This is a genomic window from Streptomyces sp. NBC_00385 (assembly GCF_035917155.1).
In the GTDB taxonomy this organism is placed as follows: domain Bacteria; phylum Actinomycetota; class Actinomycetes; order Streptomycetales; family Streptomycetaceae; genus Streptomyces; species Streptomyces poriferorum.
Map to the genome: position 1 here is coordinate 5,704,244 of NZ_CP107951.1, position 16,617 is coordinate 5,720,860.

The 16,617-nt window shown below is 70.7% G+C and carries 14 protein-coding genes; 8 read left to right on the forward strand and 6 right to left on the reverse strand.

Features of this window, described 5'->3' with window-relative positions; genetic code table 11:
• The first annotated feature begins 151 nt into the window (after positions 1-151).
• Both OG959_RS25515 and OG959_RS25520 read left to right on the forward strand, forming a co-directional pair.
• Complete coding sequence (locus tag OG959_RS25515) at positions 152-568, forward strand: hypothetical protein (RefSeq protein ID WP_326662064.1); 417 nt, start codon at positions 152-154, stop codon at positions 566-568.
• Positions 569-666: 98 nt separating this feature from the next.
• Positions 667-2,142 (forward strand): S28 family serine protease, encoded by a 1,476-nt coding sequence (locus OG959_RS25520; protein ID WP_326662065.1) that lies wholly within the window; start codon positions 667-669, stop codon positions 2,140-2,142.
• 38 nt (positions 2,143-2,180) lie between these two features.
• On the opposite strand, the gene OG959_RS25525 is transcribed toward OG959_RS25520, so the two are convergent.
• Both OG959_RS25525 and OG959_RS25530 read right to left on the reverse strand, forming a co-directional pair.
• Positions 2,181-2,558: a hypothetical protein gene (locus OG959_RS25525; RefSeq protein ID WP_326662068.1), complete on the reverse strand. Its 378-nt coding sequence runs from the start codon at positions 2,556-2,558 to the stop codon at positions 2,181-2,183.
• Between the two features lie 84 nt (positions 2,559-2,642).
• Positions 2,643-4,493, reverse strand: coding sequence for a glycoside hydrolase family 3 protein (locus OG959_RS25530; RefSeq protein WP_326662069.1), 1,851 nt, complete (start codon positions 4,491-4,493; stop codon positions 2,643-2,645).
• A 400-nt stretch (positions 4,494-4,893) separates the two neighbouring features.
• On the opposite strand from OG959_RS25530, the gene OG959_RS25535 reads away from it, so the two are divergent.
• Genes OG959_RS25535 through OG959_RS25545 form a run of 3 tightly spaced genes read left to right on the forward strand, consistent with a single transcriptional unit; the run spans position 4,894 to position 9,709 of the window.
• Positions 4,894-7,341 carry a hypothetical protein gene (locus OG959_RS25535; protein WP_326662070.1) on the forward strand — a complete coding sequence of 816 codons (2,448 nt, stop codon included), beginning with the start codon at positions 4,894-4,896 and terminating at the stop codon, positions 7,339-7,341.
• A gap of 37 nt (positions 7,342-7,378) precedes the next feature.
• A complete protein-coding gene (locus tag OG959_RS25540) occupies positions 7,379-8,530 on the forward strand; it encodes a hypothetical protein (RefSeq protein WP_326662071.1) in 1,152 nt (383 codons plus the stop codon).
• 42 nt (positions 8,531-8,572) lie between these two features.
• On the forward strand, positions 8,573-9,709 hold the full coding sequence (locus OG959_RS25545; RefSeq protein WP_326662073.1) for a hypothetical protein: 1,137 nt from the start codon (positions 8,573-8,575) through the stop codon (positions 9,707-9,709).
• 9 nt (positions 9,710-9,718) lie between these two features.
• Here OG959_RS25545 and OG959_RS25550 read toward each other — a convergent pair whose 3' ends face one another.
• Positions 9,719-10,627 carry a LysR family transcriptional regulator gene (locus OG959_RS25550; RefSeq protein ID WP_326662076.1) on the reverse strand — a complete coding sequence of 303 codons (909 nt, stop codon included), beginning with the start codon at positions 10,625-10,627 and terminating at the stop codon, positions 9,719-9,721.
• 114 nt (positions 10,628-10,741) lie between these two features.
• Between OG959_RS25550 and OG959_RS25555 the strand changes: the two genes are divergently transcribed.
• Positions 10,742-11,677, forward strand: coding sequence for an EamA family transporter (locus OG959_RS25555; RefSeq protein ID WP_326662078.1), 936 nt, complete (start codon positions 10,742-10,744; stop codon positions 11,675-11,677).
• 70 nt (positions 11,678-11,747) lie between these two features.
• Here OG959_RS25555 and OG959_RS25560 read toward each other — a convergent pair whose 3' ends face one another.
• Complete coding sequence (locus OG959_RS25560) at positions 11,748-12,749, reverse strand: helix-turn-helix transcriptional regulator (RefSeq protein ID WP_326662080.1); 1,002 nt, start codon at positions 12,747-12,749, stop codon at positions 11,748-11,750.
• Positions 12,750-12,841: 92 nt separating this feature from the next.
• Between OG959_RS25560 and OG959_RS25565 the strand changes: the two genes are divergently transcribed.
• Complete coding sequence (locus OG959_RS25565) at positions 12,842-13,240, forward strand: VOC family protein (protein ID WP_326662082.1); 399 nt, start codon at positions 12,842-12,844, stop codon at positions 13,238-13,240.
• A gap of 111 nt (positions 13,241-13,351) precedes the next feature.
• Here the strand turns inward: OG959_RS25565 and OG959_RS25570 are convergent, their stop codons facing one another.
• The gene (locus tag OG959_RS25570) at positions 13,352-14,140 is read right to left on the reverse strand and encodes a sugar phosphate isomerase/epimerase family protein (RefSeq protein ID WP_326662085.1); all 789 of its coding nucleotides are present in this window, start codon (positions 14,138-14,140) and stop codon (positions 13,352-13,354) included.
• A gap of 85 nt (positions 14,141-14,225) precedes the next feature.
• Positions 14,226-15,290 (reverse strand): LacI family DNA-binding transcriptional regulator, encoded by a 1,065-nt coding sequence (locus OG959_RS25575; RefSeq protein WP_326662087.1) that lies wholly within the window; start codon positions 15,288-15,290, stop codon positions 14,226-14,228.
• A gap of 150 nt (positions 15,291-15,440) precedes the next feature.
• Here OG959_RS25575 and OG959_RS25580 point away from each other — a divergent pair, with 150 nt between their 5' ends.
• Complete coding sequence (locus OG959_RS25580) at positions 15,441-16,592, forward strand: Gfo/Idh/MocA family protein (RefSeq protein WP_326662089.1); 1,152 nt, start codon at positions 15,441-15,443, stop codon at positions 16,590-16,592.
• The last annotated feature ends 25 nt before the right edge of the window (positions 16,593-16,617 follow it).

The window sequence follows — 16,617 nt, forward strand, 5'->3', positions numbered from 1 at the left end:
TGGGCCCATCGTGTGCCGGTCCGGCCGGGAGGAACGCGGAGCGCGCCGGGTGCAACCTCCGGATGGCCTCCCGCGTCGTAGGCAGATACACGTGTGTGCGTACAGGTGTGGGGTAGGGGCTTGTGCGTTCGACGAGGCGATGGGGCTGCTGGTGACCAGAGGGACCGAAAGACACGGCGGGCGCAGGGGACGCGGGGGCGCGTTCCGCCTGCTCGCTCTGGCTCTGACGACCGCTCTCGGGCTCGTCGTCGGCGGTGTGGAGGCAAGCAGTGCCGACGCCGCCTCGGTGTGCGCCGGACGGCCCGCGAAGACGGTGAAGTTCGCGACGGGGGAGCTGCGCGTCTACCGGACCCGCTCCTACGCCTGCGCCGTCGCCGTGGCGGCCAAGCCCGGCACGCGGCGCCCGATGTCCGTACAGATCCAGCCCCGCGGCGGCCGGCCCGTCGTCGACAGCGGCTCCTTCACCCAGCGGGCCGGACCGGTGACCGTGCACGCCCTGAACCGCTGCGTCCGGGCCTCGGGCACGGTCGCCGGAAAGACCGGAACCACGGGCTGGATCCTGTGCTGACCGGGTGACGCGTGTGCATGCCCGGGCAACAGGGTCTGGTGGTACGGGTATTGCCCCGCTAGGTTCACGACGTCTGTTGTGAATCAAGGGGAGGGTGTATGCGCAAGGCGCTCAGAGGGTTCCTGTCGCTCGCGGTGCTCATCGGCACAGTGAGTGCGACGGGTGCTTCGGCCGGGGCGGCCACCGCCGCAGAACCGGCCGCGGTCCGTTCCGCCGTCAGTGACAGCGGTACGAGCACGGACATCAAGGACCGCATCCTGGCCATCCCGGGCATGAGTCTCATCGAGGAGAAGCCGTACGCGGGATACCGCTACTTCGTCCTCAACTACACCCAGCCGATCGACCACCGGCACCCGTCCAAGGGCACGTTCCAGCAGCGCGTCACGGTGCTGCACAAGGACACGTCCCGCCCGACGGTCTTCTACACAGGCGGCTACAACGTCTCCACCAGCCCCAGCCGCTCGGAGCCGACCCGGATCATCGACGGGAACCAGGTCTCGCTGGAGTACCGGTTCTTCACCCCGTCGCGTCCGTCGCCCGCCGACTGGTCGAAGCTCGACATCTGGCAGGCCGCCAGTGACCAGCACCGGGTCTTCACCGCGCTGAAGCGGATCTACTCCAAGAACTGGCTGACCACCGGCGGTTCCAAGGGCGGCATGACCGCCACGTACTTCGAGCGTTTCTACCCGAAGGACATGGACGGCGTCGTCGCCTACGTCGCGCCCAACGACGTGGTCAACAAGGAGGATTCGGCGTACGACCGGTTCTTCGCCAACGTCGGCACCAAGGAGTGCCGCGACCGGCTCCAGGGCGTGCAGCGCGAGGCGCTGGTCCGCCGTACCCCGCTGGAGAAGAAGTACCAGCAGTACGCCGCCGACAACGGCTACACCTTCACCACCGTCGGCAATCTGGACAAGGCCTACGAGGCCGTGGTCATGGACTACGTCTGGGCGTACTGGCAGTACAGCCTGCTCGCCGACTGCGACACCATCCCGGCCGACGCGAAGAGCGCCACCGACCAGGCCATCTGGGACTCGATCGACTCGATCTCCGGCTTCTCGTTCTACACGGACCAGGGCCTGGCGAACTACACGCCGTACTACTACCAGGCCGGCACCCAGCTCGGCTCGCCCGACATCAAGCAGCCCTGGACCGGCAAGCTGAGCCGCTACGGCTACCAGCCGCCGCGCACCTTCGTGCCGAGCTCCATCCCGATGAAGTTCCAGCCCTCGGTGATGCGCGACGTCGACACCTGGGTGAAGAACCACGCCAGCCACATGCTGTACGTGTACGGGGAGAACGACCCGTGGGGCGCCGAGCGCTTCCGGCTCGGCAAGGGCGCCCGTGACAGCTACGTCTTCACGGTGCCCGGCGGCAACCACGGCTCGAACGTCGCCGGTCTGTCCCCGGAGCAGAACGCCACGGCCACCGCGGCCATCCTGCGCTGGGCGGGCGTCGCCCCGGCCGCCGTCCAGGCGGACCCGGCGAAGGCGAAGCCGCTCGCGAAGTTCGACGCGCGGCTCGACAAGAAGGACCTGACGACCGAGCACCGGCTCGGCACCAGGCGCCCGTAACGCGTGACGTGACCCGCGCCGGTGGCAGCCGGCGCGGGTCAGGCCGCGGTACGCAGCCTGGTGAGCGCGACCGCCTGGCTGCCGGCGAACAGCGCGATGTCCACGGCGACGGTCAGGATCACCAGCGCCGCGAGTACGGGGACGGCGGCCACGGCCAGCGCGGCGACGAGCACGGTCGCCGCGATGTTGGCGGTCAACACGATCCGCAGGGCGAGCGGCTGAGGCAGCTTCGCCCGCATCCACTCCACCAGACCCGCCCACACGACGACCGCGGCCCCGACCGCGACGATCAGCGGCAGGGGCAGCGGGACGGCGGACACGGTCGCGGGTGCGGTCAGAGCCACGACGGACCCCAGGACCAGACAGTACAGAGCATCGAGCCGGAGGCTGAGCCTCCCGAGCCGCTGTGGCTTCATGCCTTCGAGTGTAGGGAGACCGGGCGGACAGGACAACGGTGGCGATCGTGCACACTGCACACGATCGCCACCGGCCGCGCCCCGCTAGTACGTCAGCCCGTAGCCCACCGGATACAGCACCTGTGCCGGATCGTCCGCGCGCTGTACCGGCACGGGGAGCCGGCCCTCCGGCTCGGCCCGGCCCGCGATCACCCGGACGGCAGCCCGCAGTTCGACGTCGGTCCACGAGTACGAGGCCAGACTCGCCGCGTATCCGGTCCCGGCCAGCTGGGCGATGTCGTACGGATTGCGGATCGCGACCGTGATCACCGGGACACCGGTCGCCGCCAGCTCGCGCACCAGGGTCCTCTGCGCACTCGTCGCCGAGACGTTGTACGTCCCCACGACCACCGCGTCCTTGCCCTGCGCGGCCGCCACCGCCGCGTCGATGGCCGCCCTGGTCGGGGTGGTACCGGTGGGCAGGGCCGTGGCCGTGTACCCCAGCTCGTCGAACGCCTCCGCGAGGGTGGTGGTCGGCGGCCCCGTCGTGCCGGACGGGGAGGCGGGATCGGCCCCCACCACCAGCAGGTTCCGGTGCGAGCGACGCGACAGCGGCAGCAGCGCGCCGTCGTTGGCCAGCAGCGTGGTGGTGTGCTCCGCGATCCGGTCGGCGGCGGCGAGGTGCGACCGGGTGCCGACGGTACGGTCCACACCCCGCCGACTGACGAACGGGTCGTCGAACAGCCCCAGCTTCGTCTTCAGCCGCAGGATGCGCAGGATCGATTCGTCGAGCCTGGCCTCGCTGACCTCACCGTTCTTGACGGCCGCCAGGAGGGCGTTCCACGACACCTCCAGGCTCGGCGGGTTGAGCAGCTGGTCGACGCCGGCCTGCAGCGCCAGCACCGGGACCCGCTCGTCGCCGTACTTCGTCCGCACGCCCTCCATGCCGAGCGAGTCGGTGACCACGACGCCGTCGTAGCCGAGTTCCTCTCGGAGGATCCCCGTGAGGATCGGCCTGGACAGCGTCGCCGGGTCCTCGGCCGGGTCGAGCGCGGGGACCACGATGTGCGCCGTCATGATCGAGTCGATGCCCGCGGCGATCGCCGCCCGGAACGGCGGCTCGTCCAGCTCGGCCCACTGCTCGCGGGTGTGGGTGATGACCGGAAGCCCGGTGTGGCTGTCGGTGCTGGTGTCGCCGTGGCCGGGGAAGTGCTTGGCCGTGGAGGCGATCCCGGCGCTCTGGTACCCCTTCACCTGGGCCGCCACCAGGCCGGCCACGGACTGCGGGTCGGAGCCGAAGGACCGTACGCCGATCACGGGGTTGGCCGGGTTGACGTTGACGTCCGCGTCCGGTGCGTAGTTCTGGCAGATCCCGATCGCGGCCAGCTCGGCGCCGGCGATCTGCCCGGCCCGGCGGGCGTCGGACCGCGAACCGCCCGCGCCCAGCGCCATCGCGCCCGGCATCAGCGTGGCGGGCTCGCCGACCCGGCAGACGATGCCGTGCTCCTGGTCGGTGGAGATGAGGAGCGGCACGGAGTTGGGCCCCGCCAGCCCGGCCCGCTGGATGCCGTTGGAGAGATCGGCGATCTGGTGCGGGTCGCGGGTGTTGTGCGCCCACGCGAAGTAGATGATGCCGCCCACGTGGTACTTGGCGATCATCTCGGCGGCGGTACGCACCCCGATCTCGGCGAGGTTGGAGTCGATGTCGGCCTGGTCGGGCTCGGTCGCGGAGTGCCCGTAGACCCGCATGACGAAGAGCTGGCCGACCTTCTCCTCCAGGCTCATCCGGGAGATGAGCCGCTTCAGCCGCTGCGTGGTGGCGGCGGAGGTGTGGCTGCTGCTGGCGGACTTCTGGGCGGCGAGGGCGCCGGGGGCGGCTGCCATGCCCGCAGCCGCCGCGACGGCGGTTGCCGCGGTGGCGGTGAGGAGGGTGCGTCTGGAGGTGCGGTCGTGCACGTGAGCTCCTTCGGCCGTACTCGATGACGAGGGGGTTGAAAGAAACTGCCAAGGATCACGGATATACAGAAAATAACTTCCGGTCAAGGGTCCGGACCGTTTTGAGCGCGTCCTGAGGGGCCGGGGGCGTGCCCGTGCGGGGCGGCATCCGGGCGCGGGGGTGGTCTCCAGTGCGAACTCGGGCACAGTTGGCGGCCGTTGGGCCCAGGGGCCCATGCGGGGCCAGCGATATTCGCATTAGTGTACGAGCATGAATGGTGCGGGTGGGGGTTGGGCGGAGTCCGTCGAACGCGCGGTGAATGCGGGGTCGAGGCCTGCGAGCGCTGGTCAGGGCGATCGCGGTGCGTGGAGCGGATCCGGCGGTCAACCGGCGGCCGGGCGCGTCCCGTTGCCGAGGTCTTTGCTGTGGGTTCAGGGCCTGCAGTGGGTCCAGGCCGGGCTGACCCTGCTGTACGTGATGACCGTGCTGTCGATGGTGTCCTACGTCAACGGCGAGCTGCTGGGCGTGCTGGTGTACGACTCGCTGCCGAGCGTGGTCGGTGTGGTGCTGGCCCGGCGTGCGGTGCGGGGTGGCGAGTGGGTGGCCCGCGGGCTGGTGGCTGTGCAGTGCTGGCTGTTGTGGCTGTCGTTCGTGTCGCTGCTGCACATGGACTATCGCGGGGTCACCCAGACCGCGATTCCGATCGCGGTGCTGGTGCTGTTGCGCCGGCCGGAGGTGCGTGACTGGTTCGCGTTGCCGGTCGGGCAGCGTGAGATGCCGAGGGCTTTCCGTATCGAGCGGATGATTCTGTGGCGGCGTGATCTTGGCCAGACGGCGATGGAGTACCTGGGCCTGGTCCTGGTGGTCGTGGCGGTCGTCGGAGGGCTCGTGGCGACGGGGATCGGCCAGGAGTTGACGGGGAAGATCGGCGCCCAGGTGTGCCGGATCGGCGGGGGCGGCGACTGCGGTGGTGGCAGTGGTGGCGGTAGTGGTGGCGCGGATGTGGAAGCGGGGGATCCGGCGGAGGCCGGAGATGCCGGCGGGACCGGCTCCGGTGGCGGTTCGGGCGGCACCGGTGGCACCGGCGGTTCGGGTGATGCGGGCGATGTAGTGGTCGTGAGCGGGGACGGTGGCACGCGCCCGATCGCGCCCGGACCGCTGGAGCGTGAGGTCGACAACGACGACTTCAAGGAGGACCCCGATGAGCCGTTGATACCTGACGAGCGGCACGACCGCAGTTGGTGGGACCACACCCGGGGCTTCTTCGTGTCCCCGTTCACCGGGCTCGTCAATGACACGTTCGCGGTGATCACCAATCCCAAGAAGGTCGTCACGGACAGCTGGAACGGCCTGACGGGCTACACCAAGGACTGGTGGAAGAAGAAGGGCGGCAGCGTCTCCGAGAAGTGGAAGAAGGGGGACAAGCTCGGGGCCGCCTGGGAGGGCACGAAGAAGGGGCTGGGCTTCGCCAAGGACCTGGGTGTCGACATGTTCGTCGACAAGGAGAACTGGAAGAAGGGCAACTACGGGGCAGCCGGCGGGAACACGATTCTCGGGGTCGTGGGCATTCTCTCCCCCAAGACCTTCAAGAAGTTCACCAAGCTGGGCAAGATCAAGAAGCCGAAGTTCCCGGACACGGCGGTGGGACGAGCCGCCGAAGCGGCCGGCAAGGCTGACGAAGCGGCGAAACGCGGCGATCTGAGCGAGGCTCAGAAGTTCGCCGACGAGGCGCAGAAGCACGCGGACGACGCGGCCGAGAAGGCGCGTGAGAGCCAGAAGAAGGCCTGCAAGAACATCGCGATGGCCCCGGGACGCGTCGTTGTCACCGGGACCGCCGGCGGAGCCGTCCGCCCCGGCCCCCAAGGGGTGCACGCCGCACCGGCCGTGTTCCGTGGCGGTGTGACGGGAACCGTCGTCCGTACGAGTGCCGCGGAGTGCGGCCCGGGCGACGAGGCCGTCAAGTCCGCCCGCGAGGCCCAGCAGGAGGCCCTCGATGCGCAGGAGGCAGTGCTGCGCGAGGCGATGCGCCAAGCCAAGGGCGAAGGCAAGGAGGGGCCGAAGGTTCAGCCCAAGGCTCTGGACGACTTCCTGGCTCGGGCCGAGGATGATCCGGCTTGGGACTCGAAGGGATACAGCAAGAAGGAAGCCGCGGACGCGCTCGCGCACGTCACTGAGCTGATGGGGCAGAAGAACGTCCAGGGCCTCAGCCGAGAAATGCTGGCCTACAAAGTCCTCAATGCCCCGAACAAGGACAAACTTGCCGAAGGGCTGGCGGAGGCGAACGCTGCGCGAAGGGTCGCGCAGGAAGAGGTCGCTGACGGAGCCATCGTCTACTCCGCCCTGGGCACCGGGGCCAAGCGGTTGAAGGAGCCGGACGGCAAGGGCGGCGAACTGGACGCACGGAGTATTGCGGACGCCGACGTGATCTACCGGGGAAAGGACGGCCGTACTCACGTCGTCGAGGTCAAGAACACCGGGAACGCCACGACGCAGGCATCGACGTCCAGGCAGATCGAGGCGCTGGGGAAGTGGCAGCGGGAAGCGGGAGACGGCGCCGGCCGTCGGGCCCGCTATCAGATCGAGACCCGGGACGGCTGGGCCAAGATATTCGACCGGTTCCAGAAGGCGAAGAGCAAGAAGCCCGAAGGCAGGATTCGACCGCCCGGCACACCGGCTTCGCAGATGGCTCAAAGCGACGTCGGGGCAAGGATCGCGGGAACGGACTTCACCCCGCAGCAGCTCAAGGCCATGGACAACGCGGTGCAGGAGCGGACTCGGGGAATGGACCAGGCCGCGAAGGACGGCTATCTCCGCGGCCTGGGTAAGAAGCACCCGAATGATGTGATGAGGGAACTAGGTGTCGCATGACCGATACGACGCCGCATCAGCGAAGGACCGACGGCCGTTGACTGGACACCTGCTGACCCCTGCCGCGAGTGGTCTGCCCTCCCCGTGGTGCGATACGACGCACCGCCGTACCAGTGCTGTTGGTGAGCTGGCGCACACCGCCGAGACGGAGCGGGACGTATACGGAGTACTTGAGGTGGCGGCCGTGTCCCGGTCGGCTCTGGGGCCGCCGCCGGAATGGCCGGACTCGGTCTGGGAGCTCTACTGGGACTTCGAGGACGCTCTCGGCACCCGGCTCAATGTCCTCATGCCCACGTTCGGTGAGCTGTGTACGGACACCTTCGAGGACGCGTTCCGTTCCTGGCAGGCGCCCGGTACCGATGCGTGGCCGGGCGACGGCGTCGTGGCGGAGATGGCGAGGTGGTGGGCGGTGTCCGTCATCGGAGGGCTTGCGCACGATGCGCTCGGCTGGCTGGAACGGCAGGCGGCGCAGTTGTTGGATCCGGAGCGAGCGGTGGCGACGGCCGAGCGCAGCGCGCGGGGTCGGGTCGAGACCGACACGGCGGTGACGCTGCTGCATACGCTGGGGGCCAGGACTCCGGAGGCAGCGGAAGGAGCTCTGTTCCGGATCGCCCGGACGCAGAGCCTGGGTGATGACGACCGGGCCTGGGCGCGGCGATGGCTGCGGAGCCTGCGGCTGCCGCGGGCCGAGGAGTGGGCTGCTGCCGAACCGGGCGAGAGCGAGGAGCCGTTGCTGCCGGCGGTCGTGCGAGAACTGCCCTACGGGTGGGCCGAGGGATTCGTCTGGCCGGACACCGAACCGGACCAGTGGCGTCTGGACCGCGCGGCACGGATCGTTGCGGCATGCGAGCCACTGCGCCGGGCCGACACCCCGGGGCCCGAGTCGGACTGGAACGAGGAGAGCGACGAGGACGAGCCGCAGTGGCTGGAGATCCGTGCGGTGCTGCGGCCTCTGGTGCCGTACGCACGTCATGTGACCCGTGAGCGGATGACACGGGCCGTCGCGGAGTGCCGTTTCGTCGGAGTGCCGGGCGTGCCGGAGGCAGGGGAGGAAGCAGGGGAGGAGGAGTTCATCGAGCGGTGGGTGGGGTGGATCGCCACCTGGATTGCTCAGGAGGCCGAGGAGTGGATTCGGCGGGCGGAGGCGGGGCGGGATCAGGGAGCTGGGCCACGCGCGCATGACCGGTGAGCCGAAGGACCCCAAGACAGCGATGGAGTACCCGGGAGCTTCGTGGGACAAAGCGGCGGAAGTGAGCGGCCGTATCTGGAGGCCTTGGCGGCAGCGCTCGACGCGTACGAGCCGCCGACGGCCGAGTGGACGGACGAGCTGTGGGAGCTGTACGAGCACGCAGACGCCGAAGAGCGTGTGCTGCGCGCCAAACCGGACGACTGGTCGGACGATCTGTGGGAGCAGTACCGGAGCACGGAGGTCCCCGAACCGCATCCGCCGCTCACGCAGGAGCAGGAACATCTCTTCGCGCAGGAGCGTGACCGGGAGCGCCGGATCTCCGCAGTGCAGCATCTGCTGGAGTCCCTGAACGAGCGCCTGGGGGCGACCGGGCTACGGGAAACCGAGTGGGCTGCCGCGCTGGCTGAGCGTTGGCTCGGGCTGAACCTGTACGCGTCCCCTGCGGCGAGATTGCTGCATGGGCTGGGCACACCGCACGGTGAGGCGGCACTGCTGCGCCTCGTAGCCGATGACACGCTGGACCGTGAGGACCGGCAGACCGTCCGCGAATGGCTCATGAAACTACGCAAGCCGCGCAACCACGCGCTGGGCCGACAGCCCCAGGAGGGCGAGACCCCCCTGCTGCCGCCAGAGGTACGCAGCCCGGCCGATGCCTGGGGGATGGACGGCCGATGGCCCCAGGTCGCGATGAACCGGGAGAACGCCACCGCTGTCCGCGCCGCCCTGCAAGCACTCCTCCCGGCCCGGCGGCCGGCTGCCCCCGAGCCGCCGCCCGAGATGGTGACCCTGGGGGATGAGGAGCCGGAGGCGGCGCCCGACTGGGTCCGCGTGAGGATGCTGTTGCGGGATCTCATGCCGCACCCGCGGACCGTCACCCGGGAGCGCATGGCCGAAGTCCGCCGTGAGGCCGCACGCATGGCTCTGGAGGCCGACGGTGACTTCGCCGAGCGGTGGACGACACGCATCGGCGCATGGCTCGCCGGCTCGATGTTCTCCTGGCTCTGCGACGCGCGGCGGGAGCCGGTCGACCTCGCTCCATGGGCCGTGGACCTCGCGGAGCAGTACGTGCTCCGCGGGTTCGCCGCCGAGGACGCGGAGCGCTTCCTGGCCCTCTCCGGGGATATCGACCCGCGCAGCGTGGCTGCGCTGCGTCGTCTCAAGGAGGCGGGAGCGATCTGAGCGGACCCGTCACCGCAGCCCCACGTCCGCCCCATGCGCCTGAAGCGCCGAGACGGCCGCCGTGATCGCCGGACGGCGGGCCGCCTCCGTACGCCACAGCGCGTACAGCCGCCGCACCGGTACGGGATCGATCCGCACCGCCACCACCCCGTCCGGCAGCGGCCCGCGCCCCAGCCGGGGGATCATCGCCACCCCGAGTCCGGCGGCGAGCAGGGCGAGTTGGGTGTGGTTCTCCTCGGCCTGGTGGCGGATATCGGGTTCGTAGCCCGCCGTACGCAGCGTCCGGACGAGCCAGTCGTGGCAGACCGTCCCCGGCGGCTGGCAGATCCACCGCTCCTTCGCCAGCTCCTCGCGCCGCACCCCGTCCCGGCCCGCCAGCCGGTGGCCCGCGGGCACCAGAAGATCGCACCGGTCGTCCCCGATGTCCGCCTGCGCCACGCCCTCCGGGGCGGGCAGCGGGGCGATGTCCCAGTCGTGCGCGACGGCCAGGTCGATCACGCCCTTGGCCACCAGGTCCACCGAGAGATGCGGGTCGACCTCCGTCAGCCGCACGTCGAGATCGGGGTGCTCGCGGTCCAGCTCCGCCAGCACCCCGGGCAGCAGCCCGCGGGCCGCCGAGGCGAACGCGCCGATCGACAGCCGGCCCGTCGGCAGCCCCCGGCGCTCCTCCAGCGAGGTCTCGGCGCGCTCCACGATCGCCAGCAACTCCTGGGCGGTCGCGGCCAGATGGACGGCCTCCTCGGTCAGCGCGACCCCGCGTCCGCGCCGCTCAAGCAACGTCGTACGGGTCTCCCGCTCCAGCTTGGTGATCTGCTGCGAGACCGCCGACGGGGTGTAGCCGAGCGCGGCCGCCGCACGCGCGACGGAGCCGTGGACGGAGATGGCGTGCAGGGCACGCAGCCGGGCGAGATCGAGCACCGTAGCCTCCGGGGTCCCAGAGGGGCCCATCGATTCATTCATTAGCAACGCTCAATTTCACCATGAAGAAATCCGTGCTGGTGCTACATGGTCAGCGCACGCGATCCTCGGAACATGCGTCCCCTCCACATCGCCCTGGCCGCCCTGGTGGCCGCCCTCTGGGGCGTCAACTTCGTCGTCATCGAGCTCGGGCTCGACCACTTCCCGCCGCTGCTCTTCTCGGCCCTGCGCTTTCTCGTCGCCGCCCTGCCCGCCGTGTTCTTCGTCGGCAGGCCGAAGGTCGCGTGGAAGTGGATCGTGGGGGTGGGGCTGGCCCTGGGCGTGGCCAAGTTCGGTCTGCTCTTCATCGGGATGGACCGGGGGATGGGCGCCGGGCTCTCCTCCCTGGTCCTTCAGGTCCAGGCGGTCTTCACCGCGCTCTTCGCGGCACTCGCGCTGGGTGAACGGCCGGGAAAGGTGAAGCTGTTGGGGATGGCGGTGGCGCTCTCCGGCATCGGGGTGGCCGCCGTCGACGAGGGGGCGAGCGGGCCCGTGCTCGCCTTCGTCCTGGTGATCGCCGCGGCGGCCTGCTGGGGCGTGTCGAACGTCCTGACCCGCCGGGCCGCTCCGCCCGACTCCCTCAACTTCATGGTGTGGGTCTCGACCGTGCCCGTCCTGCCGCTGCTCGGCCTGTCCCTGCTCTTCGAGGGCTGGGACCGCGACCGGGGCGCGCTCGCCGCGCTGGACTGGAGCGGCGCCGGAATCATCGTCTACGTCGCCTGGGTCGTCACGATCTTCGGCTTCGGGGCCTGGGGCTTCCTGCTCAGCCGCTACCAGGCCTCGTCCGTGGCCCCGTTCACCCTGCTCGTGCCGGTGTTCGGGATGTCGTCGGCCGCGCTGCTGCTCGGCGAATCGGTGAGCCCGCTGCGGTGGTGCGCGGCGGCGCTGCTGGTCGGCGGGGTGGCGCTGACCTCGCTCGCGGGGGCGCGGCGGACGCGGGCCGCCGCGCCGGAGACGCCCGAGCCGGCCCCCGTAGCCGGGCAGCCGGAGTACGTCGGAAACGTGCCGTAGGCCGTCGGTACCCAACAGCCCACGTCGCCGAGGGGCTCAGGGCTGACCGGCACAGGGGCTCACCGATCCGTCATACGCGAGGTGGGCTTCGCCGGGCAGAGTGCGTGAGGCGTTCGGCGAGAGCCTCGACGAGGCCGCGGAGCTCATCCGGACGTTCGATGACGAAGGGCCGGTCCAGCGAGGCGAGTACGGCAGGCAGCCAGCCGAGCCGGTCCACCCGCAGCTCTACACGCGACCAGCCCTCGGTCTCCGGATCCGCGCTGCTCGGGGACGGCAGCTCCTCCACGATCGCGACGCCGGCGGGAAGCCGGGTGTGGATCTGCTCGGCCGTCCCCTGGACCCGCAGGGTCACCTCATGCCGGTACGGAGCCGTCGCGAGCCCTGTCAGAACGCGCTTCGCCGGGTCGAGTCCGGCAGGCGGTTCGAACGAGCCGGGCACGGTTCTCACGCCGGTGATGCGATCCAGCCGGAACGTCCGGTCCTCGCCCGTCGTGAGATCCGCAGCCGTTACGTACCACCTGCCCGAGTGGGCGACGACCCCGTGCGGGTGGAGTGTGCGTTCGCTGCGCCGGCCGTCGGCGGCGGTGTACCCGATCGAGATCGGCCGGTGATGGTTCACCGCGTCGGCGATCGAGAGCAGGACCGTGGATTCCGGGGCGATTGCCTCGCCGGGCGGAGCCGTGAAGGCAAGGGACCCGAGCACGGCGTCGAGTCTGTGGCTCAGCCGCTCGGGCAGCACGCGCCTGATCTTGGCCGCCGCCGTCTCGTTTGCCGTGCCCGTCGCCGTGGTCAGGCCTGCCCGCCGCCCCGCGACCAGGCCGAGCAGTACGGCGAGCGCTTCGTCGTCGCTCAGCATGAGCGGAGGCATGCGGTAACCGGGGGCGAGCCGGTAGCCGCCGTAGCGGCCGCGTACCGACTCGACGGGCACATCGAGGTCGACGAGGTGGCCGGCATAGCGCCGCACGGTGCGCTCGTCGACGTCGAGCCGATCGGCGAGTTCGGCCACGGTCCGGATGCCGCCCGACTGCAGGAGTTCCAGCAGGGCGAGCACGCGAGCAATGGGTCGAGGCATGGCCAGAAGTCTCCCGCATATACCGGGCGGATTCCGCCCGGTATCCGACGTAGCGTGCGATCGGAAACACCGGCCGACCAGGGAGAGAACCCATGGACTTCGTCTCTGTCCGCATCATCACGGGCGACGTCGCCCGCCTCGTCGACTTCTACGAGCGCGCCACCGGAGTACCTGCCGACTGGTCCAACGAGGACTTCGCCGAGCTCAGGACCACCTCCGCCACCCTCGCGATCGGCAGCACCCGCACCGTCCCTCTGTTCGCGCCCGGCTCCGCCCGCCCGGCCGAGAACCACAGCGTCATCCTCGAATTCCTTGTCGACGACGTGGACAGCGTGCACAAGAACCTGACCGGCTTCGTTGAGGACTTCGTCAACGAGCCCACCACCATGCCCTGGGGCAACCGCGCGCTCTTGTTCCGCGACCCTGACGGCAACCTCGTCAACTTCTTCACCCCCGTCACCCCGTCCGCCATCGAGAAGTTCGCGCGCTGAGGTCGCTGAGGTCGCTGAGGTCGCTGAGGTCGCTGAGGTCGCCCAGGGCCGCCGAGGGCCTGCGGGGGGACGACCTGCTGCTCGTGGACGGGGACTCTCCCCGCACCCGCTTCAGCCCTTCGGAGCCCCCAGCCGCAACAGGTGCTCGCGCCCCGCGGCGAGCATCCCCGGCAGCTCCGCCGCCCCCGGGTGCCAGCGCTTCTCGTACTCCCAGCAGACCCAGCTGCCCGCGTCGAGCGTGTCCAGGCACGCCCGCAGCGGCAGCACCCCCGCGCCCAGGGCCACCGGGGTGGTGTCCTCGGCCGAGGCGATGTCCTTCACCTGTACGTATCCCAGGTGCGGGGCCAGCACTGCATGGCTCGCCACCGGCTCCTCGCCCGCCAGCCAGGTGTGCATGACGTCCCACAGCGCGCCGATGCTCCCGTGCCCCACCGCGCCGACCACCCGGGCCACGTCGAGCCCCGCACGGTGCGAGTCGTGGGTCTCCAGCAGGACGCGTACGCCCAGGTCGGCGGCGTACGGCGCGGCGGCGGCCAGCCGGCGAGCGGCCGTGGCGTCGGCGGCGTCGGGGTCCTGGTCGCCGGCGCCCGGGAAGACGCGGACGTTCGACGCGCCCAGGTCGTGGGCCAGCTCGATCAGCCCGGCGAGCTCGTCCAGCACCGGCTGGTCGTCGCCCTCGGCGGCCGCCCGTACGTAACCGGCCACGGTCAGGATCTCGACCCCGCCCCGCTTGAACTCATCGGCGACAGCGGCCCGTTCGGCCTTCGTGAGGCCGGGGTGCACCGGCTCCTCGGGGTGGGCGCGCAGCTCCACCCCCTGGTAGCCGTGCTCGGCGGCCAGCCGGATGACCTCGGCCATCGGCAGTCCCGGAACCCCGAGGGTGGAGAAGGCGAGCTTCACGTGCGTGTTCCTTCCGTCGGTCTGTGCCCCTGCACCGTACGGACCGGGGCGCGTCCGGCGCGTACCCCGCTCCCCGCCGCCCGACTCATCCCCGGGGCGCGGCCGTCGACCCGCGCACCATCAGCTCCGCGGCGATCGTCGCGATGCCGCCCGGCGGCGGAGCGTCCTTGCCCGTCGCCAGCCGGCCCGCCCGGGCTCCCGCCTCGAACAGCGGCAGCCGTACGGTCGTCAGGGCCGGGACCACGTCCACGGAGAACGGCAGGTCGTCGAAACCCGCCACCGAGATGTCCTCGGGGATGCGCAGACCGCGGTCGCGGATCGCCGCGGCGGCGCCCAGGGCGACCGTGTCGTTCGCCGCGACCACCGCGGTGATCTCCGGTTCGCGGCGCAGGAGTTCGACCGTGGCGTCGTAGCCGGAGCGCCGGTCGTAGGAGCCGTGCACGGTGAGCCGCTCCTCGTCGCCCACGAGCCCCACGGTCTTCATCGCGTCGCGGTGGCCCTCCAGCCGGTGGCGGGTCGTGGTCCGCTCCACCGGGCCCGCGACATAGCCGATGCTCCGGTGGCCCAGCGAGAGCAGGTGCTCGGTGAGACGCCGGCCGCCGCCGCGGTTGTCGAAGGCCAGCGCGGCCACCACGGAGGTGTTGTCGGCCAGCGGGGGGCGCCCGCAGAGCACCACCCGGGTGCCCGCGTCCGCGAGTTTCGCCAGTTTCGCGGAGACCGCGGCCTGGTGGGCCGGGTCCTCGACCGCGCCGCCGGTGAGGACGACCGCGGCGGCGCGCTGGCGCTGGAGCAGGGTCAGGTAGGTGAGCTCGCGCTCCGGGGTGCCACCGGTGTTGCAGACGATCGCGAGCTTCTCGCCGCCCGCCCGGCCCGAACCGTCGCCCGGACCGCCGATCTCCGTCTGGGCCGCGCCCGCCATGATCCCGAAGAACGGGTCGGCGATGTCGTTGACGAGGATCCCGATCAGGTCGGACGTGGCCGCGGCGAGCGAACTCGCGGGCCCGTTGAGCACGTAGTCCAGGTCGTCCACCGCACGCAGGACCCGCTCCCGGGTGGACGCCGCCACCGGGTAGTTGCCGTTCAGCACACGGGAGACGGTGGCCGGGGACACCCGGGCGCGAGCCGCCACGTCCGCCAGGGTGACTGTCATCGCATTCCTCCGAGGAGTGATGAGGGGGATGGGACCGAAGCAGGAGTGGACCAAACCAATCAGCGCGCCCCCTCTTGTCCAGGCCGCTGTCGGCAGGCTAGCGTCATACCGCATAGAAAGCGCTTGCTACGGCTGTATGGAGGAACTTTCGTGACACGCAGGACAGTGCGCATCGCCATGAACGGCGTCACGGGTCGCATGGGATACCGGCAGCACCTGGTGCGCTCGGTCCTCGCGATCCGCGAGCAGGGCGGCCTCGATCTCGGCAACGGCGACGTGCTGTGGCCCGAGCCGGTCCTCGTCGGCCGCCGCGCCCACGCGCTGGAGGCACTCGCCGAGCAGCACGGCCTGACCGAGTGGTCGACCGACCTGGACGCGGTCCTCGCCGACGACACCATCGACATCTACTTCGACGCGCAGGTCACCTCGGCGCGCGTCGAGGCGATCAAGAAGGCCATCGCGGCGGGCAAGCACATCTACACCGAGAAGCCCACCGCCACGGACGTCGAGGGCGCCCTCGACCTCGCCCGCCTCGCCCGCGACGCCGGCATCAAGCACGGCGTCGTCCAGGACAAGATCTTCCTGCCGGGCCTGCTGAAGCTGAAGCGCCTCATCGACGGCGGCTTCTTCGGCGAGATCCTCTCCGTGCGCGGCGAGTTCGGCTACTGGGTCTTCGAAGGCGACTGGCAGGAGGCCCAGCGCCCCTCCTGGAACTACCGCGCGGAGGACGGCGGCGGCATCGTCGTCGACATGTTCCCGCACTGGGAGTACGTGCTCCACGAGCTGTTCGGCCGGGTCACCACCGTCCAGGCGCACGTCCAGACGCACGTCCCCGAGCGCTGGGACGAGCACGGCAAGCCGTACGCCGCGACCGCGGACGACGCCGCGTACGGCATCTTCCAGTTGGAGGGCGGCGCGGTCGCCCAGATCAACTCCTCCTGGACGGTCCGGGTCAACCGCGACGAGCTCGTCGAGTTCCAGGTCGACGGCACCCACGGCTCCGCCGTCGCGGGCCTGCGCAACTGCCGGGTCCAGCACCGCTCGGCGACCCCCAAGCCGGTCTGGAACCCGGACCTCCCGGTCACCGAGTCCTTCCGCGACCAGTGGCAGGAAGTCCCCGACAACGCCGTCTTCGACAACGGGTTCAAGGCCCAGTGGGAGCTGTTCCTCCGCCACATCGTGCTCGACGAGCCGTACGCCTGGGACCTGATGGCCGGCGCCCGCGGCGTCCAGCTCGCCGAGCTCGGCCTCAAGTCCTCCGCCGAGGGCCGCCGCTTCGACGTGCCGGAGCTGACCCTGTGACCTTCCATTTCCCGCAGGAACCACC